At 74.2% G+C, this 13887-nt stretch carries 9 protein-coding genes; 4 read left to right on the top strand and 5 right to left on the bottom strand.

Annotation, left to right across the window (positions count from 1 at the left end):
* Nucleotides 1-20: 20 nt before the first annotated feature.
* Complete coding sequence (locus K8Z49_RS13815; protein WP_412519079.1) at nt 21-1898, bottom strand: hypothetical protein; 1878 nt, start codon at nt 1896-1898, stop codon at nt 21-23.
* 273 nt (nt 1899-2171) lie between these two features.
* Complete coding sequence (locus tag K8Z49_RS13810; protein WP_235206392.1) at nt 2172-2762, bottom strand: YbhB/YbcL family Raf kinase inhibitor-like protein; 591 nt, start codon at nt 2760-2762, stop codon at nt 2172-2174.
* A gap of 388 nt (nt 2763-3150) precedes the next feature.
* Here K8Z49_RS13810 and K8Z49_RS13805 point away from each other — a divergent pair, with 388 nt between their 5' ends.
* Both K8Z49_RS13805 and K8Z49_RS13800 read left to right on the top strand, forming a co-directional pair.
* The gene (locus K8Z49_RS13805; RefSeq protein ID WP_021600125.1) at nt 3151-4524 is read left to right on the top strand and encodes an NAD(P)/FAD-dependent oxidoreductase; all 1374 of its coding nucleotides are present in this window, start codon (nt 3151-3153) and stop codon (nt 4522-4524) included.
* A gap of 69 nt (nt 4525-4593) precedes the next feature.
* Complete coding sequence (locus K8Z49_RS13800; RefSeq protein WP_412519076.1) at nt 4594-7854, top strand: BTAD domain-containing putative transcriptional regulator; 3261 nt, start codon at nt 4594-4596, stop codon at nt 7852-7854.
* 31 nt (nt 7855-7885) lie between these two features.
* Here K8Z49_RS13800 and K8Z49_RS13795 read toward each other — a convergent pair whose 3' ends face one another.
* Nucleotides 7886-8695, bottom strand: coding sequence for an ABC transporter permease (locus tag K8Z49_RS13795; protein WP_021599111.1), 810 nt, complete (start codon nt 8693-8695; stop codon nt 7886-7888).
* Complete coding sequence (locus K8Z49_RS13790; protein ID WP_021599112.1) at nt 8692-9687, bottom strand: daunorubicin resistance protein DrrA family ABC transporter ATP-binding protein; 996 nt, start codon at nt 9685-9687, stop codon at nt 8692-8694. Before K8Z49_RS13790 ends, K8Z49_RS13795 begins: the two co-directional genes overlap by 4 nt.
* A gap of 257 nt (nt 9688-9944) precedes the next feature.
* Between K8Z49_RS13790 and K8Z49_RS13785 the strand changes: the two genes are divergently transcribed.
* Entirely contained in the window at nt 9945-10505 is a 561-nt protein-coding gene (locus K8Z49_RS13785) for a PH domain-containing protein (protein ID WP_075020210.1), read from the top strand.
* Nucleotides 10502-12055 carry a PH domain-containing protein gene (locus tag K8Z49_RS13780; RefSeq protein WP_083597342.1) on the top strand — a complete coding sequence of 518 codons (1554 nt, stop codon included), beginning with the start codon at nt 10502-10504 and terminating at the stop codon, nt 12053-12055. The genes K8Z49_RS13785 and K8Z49_RS13780 overlap by 4 nt, the downstream gene beginning before the upstream one ends.
* Here the strand turns inward: K8Z49_RS13780 and sepH are convergent.
* Complete coding sequence (gene sepH / locus K8Z49_RS13775; RefSeq protein WP_412519073.1) at nt 12027-13733, bottom strand: septation protein SepH; 1707 nt, start codon at nt 13731-13733, stop codon at nt 12027-12029. The two genes, K8Z49_RS13780 and sepH, sit on opposite strands and share 29 nt — an antisense overlap.
* Between the last annotated feature and the right edge of the window lie 154 nt (nt 13734-13887).

Genomic DNA, 13887 nt, shown 5'->3' with positions numbered 1-13887 from the left:
CTCGGCCCTGCGCGCGTGCCTCAGCGGCGGTAGTTCTCCCAGTCGTCCGCGGCGGGCTGGCGGGAACCGTACTGGCCGGCCTCGTTCTGCTGCCCGCCCTGCGGGTACCCGCCGCCCTGCTGCTGCTGCGAGCCGCCGTAGTAGCCGGAGCCGTACGCCTGGGTGGCGTTCGGGTCCTGCTGGTACCCGCCGGAGGCGCCCGGGTCGTGCGGCGCGGCCAGCGGGTCGCCGCCGTTGTAGCTGCTGCCGCTGAAGTCGCCGTAGTTGCCGGCTCCGCCGGGACCGGGGGCACCGGGACCGGGGGCGCCGCCCTCCGTACCGCCGAAGGCGCCGAAGGGCTCCCGGCCGCCGCTCAGGGGGTCGTCGTAGCGCGGCGACTCGCCGTAGGCGGGGGCCGTCGGGTAGCCGTCGCTCTGCTGGCCCTGCCCGTACCCGGACGGCGCGCCGAGCCCGGAGTCGTAGCCGGAGCCGCCCCCGAGCCCGGGGTCGTAGCCGCCGCTCTGGCCGCCGGCCTGCGACGGCCACGGGCCGGTGTTCCCGGTGCCGGGCGGGCTCGGCGGGGCGGAGGAGGTCGTCCCGAAGGACCCGGTGCTGAGCGGGTCGCCCAGGGGGTCGTTCAGGGAGCCGCCTCCGTAGGAGCCGCCCGACTCCGTGGGAGCGCCGCCCGCCGACCGCTGCCGGTCGGACTGGATGCGCTGGAGCAGCTCGTCCACGGTCGGGAGCTTGTGCCCGTCGGTGTCGGACCCGCCGCCGGTGCCGCCGAGCGCCGCCGCCGGGGCGGCGGGGACCGGAGGGGCGGGAGGGGCGGGAGGCGCCGGGGGAGCGGGCGGGGCGGCCGGCTCCTCGGGGCGTCCGAGGGGCAGCCCGAGCGGGTCGGACACCCGCGGGTCGCCGCCGAGCGGGCCGCCGGGGGCGGGCGGGGCGCCCGGCCGGTCGAAGTCGGTGCGGCCGCCGGGAGGCGGGCCGGCGGCGGGGCGGTTCCCCAGCGGGTCGGCGTTGTAGTCGCCGTAGGACGGCTCGGGGGAGCCGTACTCGGGCGAGCCGTACTGGTCCTGGCCGCCGTAGGACGGGTCGCCGGGACCGTAATCGGCCGCGCCGTAGGCGGGCTGCGGTTCCTGCCCGCCGTACGCCGGCTGGTCGGGGACGCCGTAGGGGGCCTGCGGGCCGCCCGGCACCCCCGGTCCGGCGAGGTCGGCCGGGATCGGGTCGAGCGACGTAGCGCCCGGGTCGTTGTTCGGGAAGGCGGGGCCGCCCTGGAACCCGCCGGGGCCCGCGGGCATCTGCTGCGGGCCCGTCCCGCCGCCGAGGCCGTTGAGGACGGTGCCGTCGGCGCCCATCGAGACGGGCTGGGTGAGGTTGGGCGGCTCGGCGGGCGGCTGCTCGGGCGGGGGAGCCTGCGCGTTCAGCGGGTCCGCGGCGGGGTCGGACTCGGGGCGGTCGCCGTCGTGGTCGTGCTGCCACGGGAACTTGGGCTTGTCGAAGGTGATCGTCGCCCAGTAGTCGTCGTCCTCCATCTCGTCGGACGCGGGGCCCGGCGGCGGGGGCGGCGGGGCCGGGGCGGAGGTGGGGGCGGCGAGCGGACCGCCGCCGCCGGCGACGCGGCGGTCGGGGACGGGCTCGGGCGCGCGGTCGTAGCCGCCGTCGTAGCCCTCGTCATAGCCGCCGTCGTAGCCGCCGTCGTTGTAGCCGTCGTTGTAGCCGGGGCCGTACTCGTCGGGGCCGCCCATCGGCTCCTGCGGCGGGGCTCCGCGGCGGCCGCGCGGCTGCTTCTGCGGCTCGTCGTCCATCCAGTCGTCGTCGTCGCGTCCCGCCCTGCTGGCCCGCAGGCCGAGGGCCACGAGGACGACCACGAGGACCACGACCACAATGAGGCCGAAGACCACGATGTAAGAAGTCATGCCACCACCCAATGCCTAGGCCCGGCGAGAGTTGCCGGCGCGGACCGCGGGTCCGTCCCGATTGTCGCCAGCGTCCGGAATGTCACGGGTATCCGCCGTCCCGGCGTGCCCCGATTCTCTCCGACCGCTATGACCGTTGTCACACCCTTCGCGCACATTTACCCTCACACGGCGCGTACCGATCGGCCAACTTCGCCGACCCGCACACCCCTGTCAGCTTCAGCCCCCCGAGGGGTCCGCCCTGACCCTGTACCGTGCTCACAGGCTCCACGGTCAACGCGCCTGCTCGCCGCCGAAGTTCCCGGTGATCCGTCCGCGTCCCACCGTGTGCTCGGCGATGGCGGGGAGCGAGTCCTTCAGTTCGGCGCCGTTCCGGAACGGTGCCGGCTCGTCCAGTGCGTAGATGGTGAACCGGTACCGATGCCGTTCTCCCTTGGGCGGGCACGGCGGCACGTAGCCCGCCTTCTCGTTGCCAGTGGTCAACCCTTCGACGGTCTTGTCAAGCCTGGCACCCTCGACGATCTCGTTCACCGTTCCGTCGATGCCCGCGATCACCCAGTGGACGCGCGCGCCGCTCGAGGCGTCCGGGTCGTCCATGACGATCGCGATCGACTTGGTCCCGGCCGGTGCCGACCAACGGAGCGGTGGGGTCTTGCCATCCTGTCCGCCAGAGTACGTCCTGCAGCCGTATCGCGGGGGCAAGTCGCCGCCATCGCGGAAGACCGGGCTGGTCACGGTGAACCATTCCGACAGTTCGGCGCTCTTGTTCTCGGGCTGGCCGATCAGCCCGCAGCCGCCCACGGTCCCGGCGAGCGCGAGGGCGCCCGCCGCGGCCAGGATCGGACGCCGGTCTCTGCTCATCATCGATACGCTCCCGGGCGAGATCGTACGCCGCGCGCCGCCGGACCGCCGCCATCCCGGCCGCTGCCCCGGCCGCGCGCGTCCCGCCGCCGGCGCCCCCTTCCTCGTCCGCCCCAACGATAGGCCTTCCGCGGGAGTGGAACGGGCCGTTCACCCGGCTCCGGGCGACGCCCGCGCGCGCCGGGCCCTGTGACCTTCGTCATGCGTGGTTTGTCCCGATCCATCCGAAAATTTGGGAAGTAGTGGCGGGTTTCACATCCGATCGTGGCCCTTGCTTTGCCAGAACGGGAAGTTTCGAGGTTCTTTCATGGTTATCGATTGGTGCCGGGCACGTTCCATCAGGTAGCTTGTGAATGTCTTCACAAGCCGACCGTGACATTGGAGGGCCGCAATGGCCAGGACCGCCGAGGGGACCCCTGGCGCTCCCCACATCCTCATCGTGGGTGGCGGCTATGTGGGCATGTACACCGCCCTGCGCCTGCAGAAGAAGCTGAAGCGCGAGCTCAGGCGTGGCGAGGTCAAGGTCACCGTCGTGGACCCGAACTCGTACATGACGTACCAGCCGTTCCTTCCCGAGGCCGCCGCCGGGAACATCTCCCCGCGGCACGTCGTCGTCCCGCTCCGCCGGGTGCTGCCGAAGTGCACCGTCCGCAAGGCGCGCGTCACCGAGCTGAACCACGACGAGCGATGGGCCATCGTCCAGCCGCTGGCCGGGCCCCCGGAGCGGATCTCCTACGACTACCTGGTCATGGCGGCCGGCGCGGTGCCGCGGCTGCTGCCCATCCCCGGGCTCGCCGAGAACGGCATCAGCCTGAAGACCGTCGGCGAGGCCATCCACCTGCGCAACCACGTCCTGGAGCAGCTGGAGATCGCCGAGTCGACCGACGACGTGGAACTGCGCCGCAAGGCGCTGACCTTCGTGTTCGTCGGCGGCGGGTTCGCCGGCGTGGAGGCGGTCGCCGAGCTGGAGGACATGACCCGCGACGCGACGAAGTACATGCGCAAGGTCACCCCGCAGGACCTGCGGTTCGTCCTGGTCGAGGCCACGGACCGGATCCTGCCGGAGGTCGGTCCCGACATGGGCAGGTGGACCGCGGAGCAGCTGCGCGGCCGCGGCATCGCCGTGAAGATGAAGACCTATCTCGAATCGGCCGTGGACGGGCAGATCGAGCTGTCGGACGGCAGCAGCTTCCCGGCCGGGACGCTGGTCTGGAACGCCGGCGTCAAGCCGTCCCCGGTCGTCCGGCACGGCGACCTGCCGCTGGACGAGCGCGGCCGGGTGAAGGGCACCGAGTACCTCACCGTCGAGGGCCTCGTCCGGGCGTTCACCGCCGGTGACAACGCCGCGATCCCGGACCTCACCCAGGACGGGATGTACTGCCCGCCGAACGCGCAGCACGCCGTCCGCCAGGCCAAGCTCCTCGGCGACAACATCGTCCGGTCGCTGCGCGGCAAGACGCTCAAGCCGTACGTGCACGGCAACCTCGGCACCGTCGCCGGCCTCGGCCTGCACAAGGGCGTGGCGAACCCCCTCGGCATCAAGCTCAAGGGCTGGCCCGCGTGGTTCTTCCACCGCAGCTACCACGGCGCGATGGTCCCGACGTTCAACCGGAAGATCCGCGTCATCGCGGACTGGACGCTCGCGCTGTTCCTCAAGCGCGAGACCATCTCGCTCGCCACCATCGAGCAGCCCCGGGCCGACTTCGAGCTCGCGGCCCTCGACGAGAGCAAGGCCAAGGCCAAGACCACCGAGTCCGCGGCCTGACCTTCCGGCCCGGCGCCCCGGCGGTCCCCGACCGCCGGGGCGCCGTCCGTTCTGGGGGAGAATCGGTCCGTGCGGATCGGCATCCTGGGCCCTCTCGACGTGCGCGCCGACGACGGCGCGCCCGTCGCGGTCGGTGGCGCCCGGCTGCGGGTGCTGCTGACGCTGCTCGCCCTCGACCCGGGCACGGCGATTCCGGCGGACCGGATCATCGACGCCCTCTGGGAGGACGCGGTCCCGCGGGGCGCGCCGAACGCGCTGCAGTCCCTCGTGTCGCGGCTGCGGGCCGCCATCGGGCGGGACGTCATCGAGTCGGGGCCCGGCGCGTACCGGCTCGTCCTGCCGCCGCCGGGGTCCGTCGACGCGCACGACTTCGAGGCGCGGGTCCGGGCCGCGCGGGCCGCCGCCGAGCCGGGCGAGCGGTCGGCCGGCCTCCGCGACGCGCTCGCCCTCTGGCGCGGCCCCGCGCTCGCCGACGCCGCCGGGCTGCGGTTCGCGGACGCCCCCGCCGCCCGGCTGGACGCGCTGCGCCGCACCGCGCTCGAAGACCGGCTGGACGCCGACCTGGCGCTCGGCCGCCACGCCGAGCTGATCCCCGAGCTGCAGGCGCTCGCCGCCGCCGACCCGCTCCGCGAACCCGTGGCCGCCCTGCTGATGCGGGCCCTGTACGCGTCCGGGCAGCAGGCCGAGGCGCTGGCCCGGTACCAGGACGCCAGGCGGGCGCTCGGCGAGGAACTCGGCGTCGACCCGGCGCCCGAGCTGGAGGCCGTCCACCTCTCGGTCCTGCGCCAGGACCCGTCCCTCCTGCCGGACGCCGCACCGCCCCCGAGCACGTCCAGGGGCAACCTCAAGGCCCGGCTGACCAGCTTCATCGGCCGCGACGCCGACCTCGGGCGGGTGGGCGACCTGCTGGCGCGCAGCCGGCTCGTCACGCTGACCGGGCCCGGCGGCGCGGGCAAGAGCCGGCTGTCGGTCGAGTCGGCGGAACGGCTCGCCGGGCGGATGCCCGACGGCGCCTGGCTGGTCGAGCTGGCACCGGTCAGCGACCCGGCCGAGGTCCCCGCCGCCGTCCTCACCGCGCTCGGGCTCCGCGAGCCGGCGCCGATCACCGCCGTCCCGCCGGCGCCGGCGCCCGACCCGGCGGACCGGCTCGTGACGGCGCTGTCGGGCAGGCGGCTGCTGCTGCTCCTGGACAACTGCGAGCACCTGCTGGACGCGGCGGCCCGGCTCGCCGAGGCGGTCCTGGAGAACTGCCCCGGCATCCGGATCCTCGCGACGAGCCGGGAACCGCTCGGCATCACCGGGGAGACGCTCCGCCCCGTCGAGCCGCTGGAGCCGCCGCCCGCGGACGCGGGCCCGGAGGAGGCGCTGTCCTCCCCGGCCGTCCGGCTGTTCGCCGACCGGGCGGCGGCCGTTTCGCCCGGGTTCGCGGTCACCGCCGCCAACGCCGGGTGGATCGTCCGGATCTGCCGCGCCCTCGACGGGATGCCGCTCGCCATCGAGCTGGCCGCCGCCCGGCTCCGCGCGATGACGCCGGCGCAGCTCGCCGTCCGGCTGGACGACAGGTTCCGGCTCCTCAACGCGGGCAGCCGCACCGCCCTGCCCCGGCACAAGACGCTCCGGGCCGTCGTGGAGTGGAGCTGGGACCTCCTGGACGGGCCCGAGCGGACGCTCTGGCGCCGTCTCGCCGTGTTCCCCGGCGGCGCCACCGTGCAGAGCGCCGAAGCGGTGTGCGCGGGCCCGGGGCTGGACGGCGCCGACGTCCTCGACCTCCTCGCCGCCCTCGTGGACAAGTCGCTCCTGACGGTCGGCGACACCGACGGCGAACCCCGCTACCGGATGCTGGAGACGATCCGCGCCTACGGGCTCGAACGCCTCGCCGGCTCGGGGGAGGAGACCGCGACCCGGCGGGCGCACGCCGGGTACTTCGTCCGGCTGGCGGAGGAGGCGGAACCGCACCTGTACCGGGGCGACCAGCTGGCCTGGCTGCGGCGCCTCACCGCGGAAGGGGACAACATCTCCGCCGCGCTGCGCTGGGCGATCTCCGCCGGGGACGCGCCGCTGGCGATGCGGTTCTGCGCCGCGCTCGGCTGGTACTGGTTCCTGCGCGGGCGGCTCGTCGAGGGGGCCGACAGCCTCCAGGACGTCATGGCCCTGCCCGGCGTCCCCGGCGACCAGATCACCGCCCGCGCCCTCGCGCTCGGCGCGCTCACCGCGCTGGACAACCGGCACAGCGGCGACCACGTCGCCTCATGGCTCGCCCGCGCGGAGGCGATCTGCGCTGGGCAGGACCGTGCGACGCTCCATCCCGTGCTGCGGCTCATGGCGGAGACCATCCAGATGTACACCGTCGGCTGGGAGGAGCCCCCGGCATCGGGCATCGCGGCTCTGCTGGACGACCCCGATCCGTGGGTGCGCGGCCTCGCGTACTTCATCCACGGCCAGATCGCCCACAACTTCGGCAGGATCGACGAGATCGAGCACGCCTTCGACCGGGCGCTCGCCGCGTTCCGGGAGTCCGGCGACCGCTGGGGCCTGTCGTTCACGCTGACCTCGCAGGCCGAGATCCTCGGCCGGCGCGGCGACCATCGCGGCTCCGTCGCCCTGTACGAGGAGGCGCTGCGGCTGAACGCCGAGCTGGGCGGCGGCACCGCCGGGCTCCTGCACGTCCGCATGAAGCTGGCGAACGGGCTGGACCTCCTGGGCGAACGCGACCGGGCCGAGGCGCTGCTGCGCGACGCCATGCGCGAGCCGCCCGGTTCCGGCGGGCCGGAGGAGAAGGCCGCCCTGCACTACCAGCTGGGCGAGTTCGCCCGCCGCTCCGGCGACACGGCCGAGGCCCTGCGGCGCTTCTCGCAGGCGGACGACCTCACCCGGGGCCTTCCCGGCCCGCCACAGTTCCGTGCCATGGTCCTGTGCGGGCGGGCTCAGGCCGACCTGGCGCTCGGCGCGATGGACGAAGCCGCCGCGCGCCTGGACGAGGCCCTGCGCGGCGCGGTCGAGGCGCGGGACTACCCGATCATCTCCCACGTCCTGGCCGGCCACGCCGAGCAGGCCCGCGTCCAGGGCGACCCCGAACGCGCCGCCGAGCTCCTCGGCACCGCCGACGCCCTGCGCGGCACCCGCGACCTCTCCCTGGCCGACGCCCTGGCCATCGAGCAGGCCACCAGAGCCGACCTGGGCGAGGCGGCCTTCGAAACCGCCTACACCCGAGGTCGAACCCGCACCTTCGACGACATCCTCGAAGACTTCGCCCTAACCCCGAGAACCTCCGGGCAAAAGCCGCCCGAGAAGGACCCTCTTGATAGGGAGCGGACCGAAACCGGCTCGTGACGAGGGTTCCAGGGGGTCGCCCCCTGGGAGGTCACGCTCGCTTCTTGAATGCCGCTAGGGAGAGGGGGGCGAAGACCAGGGAGATGCCGACGCCCCAGGCGAGGGCGACCCAGGCGTGTTCGAGGACGGGGCCGCCGACGAGAAGGCCGCGCATGGCCTCGACCAGCTTCGTCACCGGGCTGTTGTCCATGACGAACGCGACGGGGCCGGGGATGCCGTCGGTGTTCGGGATGAACGCGGTGCTGAGGAAGCTCAGCGGGAAGATCACCACGAATCCGAAGATCTGCACCTTCTCCGGCTCGTTCACCTTCATCGCGATGTAGACCGACGTCCAGGAGAACAGGATGGCGAAGGTCAGCAGGAGCACGAACGCGGTGAGCAGGGCCAGCACGTTCGTGCCGAGGCGGAACCCGATCGCGAACCCGACCAGCAGCAGGATCGCCATCGACCACGCCTGCTTGGCGGTGTCGGCGATGATCCGCCCGGCGAGCGGGGCGCTGCGGGCGATGGGGAGGCTGCGGAACCGGTCGAACACGCCCTTGGTGATGTCGGTGTTCAGCCCGAATCCGGTGCTCATCCCGGCGAACAGGGCGTTCTGCGCGATGATGCCGGGGATGACGACCGGCAGGTACGCCTCGACGCTGCCCGCCATCGCCGGGCCGAACACGTAGGCGAACAGCAGCACGAACATGATGGGCTGGATGGACAGGTCCAGCAGCTCCATCGGGTTGTGCTTGATCTGCACGAGGTTGCGCCACGCCAGGGTGGCCGTGTTGCGCGCGGCCGTGCCCGGCGCGATCCGCTTTGTCAGGTCCTGCGGCGCGAATGTCGCGGTGGTCATGCGGACGCCCCTTCCTTGCGCGCGGCCTGCTTCTCCAGCTCGCCGGCCTCGGCGTCGATGTCGTCGGTGTGGTGGCCGGTGAGGGCGAAGAACACCTCGTCCAGGCTGGACTTGCGCAGCGACAGCTCGCCGACGGTGACGCCGGCGTCGTCGAGCCGGCGCACCACGGCCGGCATCAGCTGCGGGTCGGTGATCGGCACGCTGACCAGCTCGTCGCGGATCTCGGGGTCGGCGTCCGCCAGCTCGCCGACGATCTTCGCGACGGTCTGGACGTCCGCCGCGGCGACCGGCCGGACCTCCAGCACCTGCCCGCCGACCTGCGCCTTCAGCACGTCGGACGTGCCGTGCGCGATGGCCTGGCCGCGGTCGATGACGATGATGTCGTCGGCCAGCTGGTCGGCCTCCTCCAGGTACTGGGTGGTGAGCAGCACGGTCACGCCGTCGTCGGTCAGGCCGCGGACGATGTCCCACAGGCCGTTGCGGCTGCGGGGATCGAGGCCGGTGGTCGGCTCGTCCAGGAACAGGATCTGCGGCTGCCCGACCAGGCTCGCGGCCAGGTCGAGACGGCGTCGCATCCCGCCCGAGTACGTCTTGGCCGCGCGTTCGGCGGCCTCGGTGAGCTCGAACCGCTCCAGGAGCTCGGCGGCCCGCGCCCTGGACGCCCTGCGCGAGATGCCGAGCAGCCGCCCGATCAGGACGAGGTTCTCGGTGCCGGTGAGCATCTCGTCGACGCCGGCGTACTGGCCGGTCAGCCCGATGAGCTGCCGCACCTTGTGCGCGTCCTTCACGACGTCGAACCCGCCGACCCGGGCGGAGCCGGCGGTCGGCTCGATCAGCGTGGCGAGGATCCGGGTCATGGTCGTCTTGCCCGCCCCGTTCGGGCCGAGCACGCCGAGGACCGTTCCGGGTTCGGCGGTGAGGGAGACGCCGGCCAGGGCCTGGGTCTCACCGAACCGCTTCTCCAGACCCTCGGCCTGGATCGCGTAGGTCATGTGATCTCCTAGGGTGTCGTCGCCGGACGTCTGCGTCCCGTTCGTAGGGGACCTGCCAAAATATGCGGTGTCCGGGTGGTGCGCATCCAGTTTTTCCGCCGCCTCTGGCAAAGCGCTGTCAGCGGCGTGAGACGCGCTCCCAACTTCGCATGTGCCACTGACAAAACGGCGCCGGGACCGCGATCGTGCCGCTCGTTCCGGGATTTCCGCCCAGCCGGGGCAACGGGAGAGGGCCCCCGGCGTTCTAAACTCGCGGTGTGACGTCGGTGCGGCACGGTCGCCAGGCGGACGGCGGGGCCCCGCACCCGCCGCGTCTACGGCCGCCCGAGCACCGCGTCTCGCCGCGCGCCGTCGCCCACTGGGCGATCGAGTACCTCCTCCTGTGGGGCCTGGCGTTCGGCCTCGCCCTGGGAGTGGCCGCCTGGGCGGGCGACTCCGACTGGGACGCGCTGCCGGGGTGGCTGACGGGCCGGGTCGGCTGGCTGCCCTACGCCATCGGCGTCGCCGGGCTGCTCATGGTGACCGTCGCGCCCGTGTGGCGCTACCGCGTCCACCGCTGGGAGGTCAGCGCCGACGTGGTCTACACCCGGACGGGCTGGTTCAGCCGCGAATGGCTGCTGGTGCCCGTCGGGCGGATCCAGACCGTCGACAGCAAGCAGGGCTGGATCGAGCGGATGCTGGGTCTCGCCACCATCGAGGTCAACACGGCCTCCCACACCGGCTCCTCGGAGGTCTCCGGCCTGCCCGTGGACGTGGCGACGCGCCTCGCCGAAGACCTCGCGCACCGCGCGCACGACCTCCGCGACGACGCCACGTGAGCGCACGCCTGCATCCGCTCACGTTCGTCGTCGGGGCGGTCCGCGAACTCATCGCCCTCCTGGCCGCGGGTGCCACGGGCCTCCTGGTCGGCGGGATGTCCACGGCGTTCTACTTCACGCTGGCGGGCCTCGCCTTCGGGCTCCTCTTCCATGTCGCCAACTGGGTGACGTTCACCTACGTCCTGTACGACGACCGGATCGAGCTCCGGCGGGCCCTCATCGGGCGGTCGGTGAAGAGCATCCCGCGCGACCGGATCAGGGGCGTGGACATCAGCACGTCCCTGCCGCACCGCCTGCTCGGCCTGGCGGTCGTCCACATCGACGCGGGGGCGGACGGCGGGGAGGGGGAGCTGAACGCCGTCTCGCGCCAGGAGGCCGAACGGCTCCGCGGCGTGCTGCTCACCCGCGACGCCCCGGCCCCGCCCCAGCGCGTCCTGGCCCGCATGCGGCGCCGCTGGTACGTGTACGCCCCGCTGAGCGGCGCCTACCTGTTCACGCCGTTCGCGCTGGCGGGCAGCCTCCTCGGCACCGTCTACAACCTCGGCGACGACCTCGGCCTCATCACGCGGGAGCGCGTGGAGCGCGTCGGCCATGACGTGGTCGGCCTGCCCACGGCACTCGTCCTCGCGCTGGCCATCCTGACGCTGATCGCCATGCCGGTCATGTCGGTGATCGCCTTCACCCTGTTCAACTGGGACTTCACCGTCCGCGAGCGGGACGGCTCGGTCGTCGCCGAACGCGGCCTCGCCACCCGCCGCAGCGTCTCCCTCGAACGCCGCCGGCTGCGCGGCGTCGAGTTCGCCGACAACCCGTTCGAGCGCGTGGCGGGCGTGACCCGCCTCGGCGCGCTCATCACGGGTCTCGGGGACGTGGCGCACCGGGGGCGCCTCCTGCCCGCCGCTCCCCGGAGGGTCGCCGAGTCGCTTGCCGCCCGTGTCGTCGGCGCCGTCCCCGGGCCGCTGGTCGCGCATCCCCGCGCGGCTCGCGGCCGCCGGGTCCTGCGCGCCGTGGCTCCGCCTGGGGGCGTCGCGGTGCTGGCCCTCCTGGCCGGGCAGCCGTGGGTGGCCTACCTGTGCGCCGCCGTGGCGGTGCTGGCCGTCCCCCTCGGGCTGGACCGCTACCGCCAGCTCGGCCACGCCACCGACGGCGAGCGCCTCACGGTCCGCTCGGGGTCGCTGCGCCGACGCCAGGTGGTCGTCGAGCACTCCGCCGTCATCGGCTGGCGGATCCGCCGCACCCTCTTCCAGCGCAGGCTGGGCCTGGCCACCCTCTTCGCCGCCGTGGGCGCCGGCGACGGCGGCTACTCCGCGACGGACATGTCCGAGGAGGACGCCGTCGCCCTGGCCGCCGCCATCACCCCCGACTGGCTGACCCCGTTCCTCGACGAGCCCCCCGCGTCCAAGGGCGGGCCCGTCCCCGACCGCGGCTCCGCCGGGAACGGCAGCGCCCCGCCCGCCGGGCCGGCCGAGGACGGCCTCACCGGGCACGGTGCCCCCGGCCGGGGACGCCGCACCCCCCGGGTCACTCGGGGCGGCGGGCCCCGAACATGATCTCGTCCCAGGAGGGGACGGAGGCGCGCTTGCCCTTGGACTTGCGCCGCCGCGCCGGGCGCTGAGGCGCCGCCGGCTCGCCGCCGGCCGCGGCGGCGGGGGACCCGGTCGCCGGCTTGTCCTGCGCCGCGGGCATCGTGGGACGGCCCGCCGGCTTCTTCTTCGCGGGCGGGCGCGGCGACTGCCGGCGCTGCGGCGCCGGCTGGGGGCTCTCCGCGGGCCGCGGGGCATCCCGGCCGGGCTCCCGGGGCTCGGCGCGGGACTCGTCCGGAGCGGGCGCGGTCTCCGGCTCGCCGCCGGACTCGGCCGGTGCCTCGGGCTCCGCCGCCGGTGCCGCGGGCTCTTCGTGGACGGCCGCGGGCTCGGCGATCACGTCCTCCGCACGCGGCCGCTCGGCGTCGCCGGACGCCGCCGGCTCGTCGTGGACGGCCTCGTCCGGCTCGTCGGACTCGTGCGCGGCGCTCGCCTCCGCGGGCTCCTCGTCCGGTTCGGTGGACGGGGCGACGGTCTCTCGGACGGGGCGCGTCTCGGCGGCCGGCGCCTCCTCCGCGGGCTCTTCCGGCACCTCGGATGCCATGCTCGCGTGGTCGCCGTCGTCCGCCCGCGGTGCTTCTTCAGGGGCGGCCGGCTCGGTGGCCTGGGAAGGCGTCGCGGCCTCGGTGGCGGCGGCGTCCGCGTCGCCGGTGTCTTCGGCGGTTTCCGCCAGGTGTGGGGCCGCGGAGCCGGGAGAGGCTTCGCGGGGCTCCTCGGCGAAGTCCTCGGGCGGTTCCGCTGCCGCACTGGGTCGGGACGATTCAGCGGGACCAGGCGCCTCGACGGGCCGGGGGGCCTCGCTGGGCCGGGGCCGTTCGAGAGGAGCGGCGGCCTCGCGCAGGGGGGCGCTCTCGGACGCCTCGCGGAAGGCGGCGCCGGGGTCGGCCGCCCGGCCGTGGTCGAGGAGATACTCGGGGGGCTCGGCGGCCCGCAGGGGTCCGGGGGCGGCGGGCTGCTCCGGTTCGGCGGGCAGGCCGCGAGCGGTCAGGTCACGGTCGCTGGAGACGACCTTCATCGCGGGACGGCGCGGGACGAGCGGGGTGACGGTGTCGGAGAGCGTCTCGTCGTCCCACTCGACGGAGGTGAGGCGGGCGGCGATCTCGTCCAGCGGGGTGACGTGCCGGCGGCGCGGGTCGAACGTCCACTCGGCGGCGTGCGGTCGGCCGCTCTCGAAGAACGACAGCCGGACGCGCCAGGTGCTGTCCTCGCACTTCCAGGAGTCCCATTCGGCCTCCTCCAGGTCGACGCCGCCGCGGCCGAGGCGCTCCTCGACGGTCTCGCCGAGCGGCGGGCCCGGGGCGGTCTCGCCGGGGCGGCGGACGGTGACGCGCTGCGCCTGCTGGGCCATGTACTCGCGTTCCTGCAGGACCGGACCCTCGAACCAGCGGACGCGTTCGACCGGGATGCCCGCCGACTCGGCGATCTCCTCCGCGGTCTCCCCGGACCGGATGCGTGCCTGGATCTCCTTGGGGCGCAAGGGACTCTCCACTTCGATCTCGAACTGGCCGAGGCGGGAGAAGTGCCCACGGACGGCTGCGCGGAGCCGGTCGTCGACGGGCAGGGTGAACCGGGTGCCTCGGCCCGCGGTGGCCAGGACGAGGTACGTACCGTCCTCGCTGACCGCGACGAGGCGCAGCTCCTGCATGCGTGTCCTTCCTGCCCTGTTCTGATGGCACGGAGGACGCCGGACCGCGCGACCGTGCTCTCAACGGTCGGCCGTCCGATGCCCACCGAGGGCGCATGCGTGCCCTTCCCCCGGGTTCCCGAGTCTCTCTTTCGGACACACCTGCTGCCAGCAC

Source organism: Actinomadura madurae (assembly GCF_047130825.1).
Taxonomy (GTDB): Bacteria; Actinomycetota; Actinomycetes; order Streptosporangiales; family Streptosporangiaceae; genus Spirillospora; species Spirillospora madurae.
This window is presented reverse-complemented; position numbering and strand designations above follow the sequence as displayed.

What these genes read in the sequence shown, in the direction of transcription:
- K8Z49_RS13815 (WP_412519079.1), bottom strand. Translation starts at nt 1,898, where the DNA reads ATGACTTCTTACATCGTGGTCTTCGGCCTCATTGTGGTCGTGGTCCTC.
- K8Z49_RS13810 (WP_235206392.1), bottom strand. Translation starts at nt 2,762, where the DNA reads ATGATGAGCAGAGACCGGCGTCCGATCCTGGCCGCGGCGGGCGCCCTC.
- K8Z49_RS13805 (WP_021600125.1), top strand. Translation starts at nt 3,151, where the DNA reads ATGGCCAGGACCGCCGAGGGGACCCCTGGCGCTCCCCACATCCTCATC.
- K8Z49_RS13795 (WP_021599111.1), bottom strand. Translation starts at nt 8,695, where the DNA reads ATGACCACCGCGACATTCGCGCCGCAGGACCTGACAAAGCGGATCGCG.
- K8Z49_RS13790 (WP_021599112.1), bottom strand. Translation starts at nt 9,687, where the DNA reads ATGACCTACGCGATCCAGGCCGAGGGTCTGGAGAAGCGGTTCGGTGAG.
- sepH (WP_412519073.1), bottom strand. Translation starts at nt 13,733, where the DNA reads ATGCAGGAGCTGCGCCTCGTCGCGGTCAGCGAGGACGGTACGTACCTC.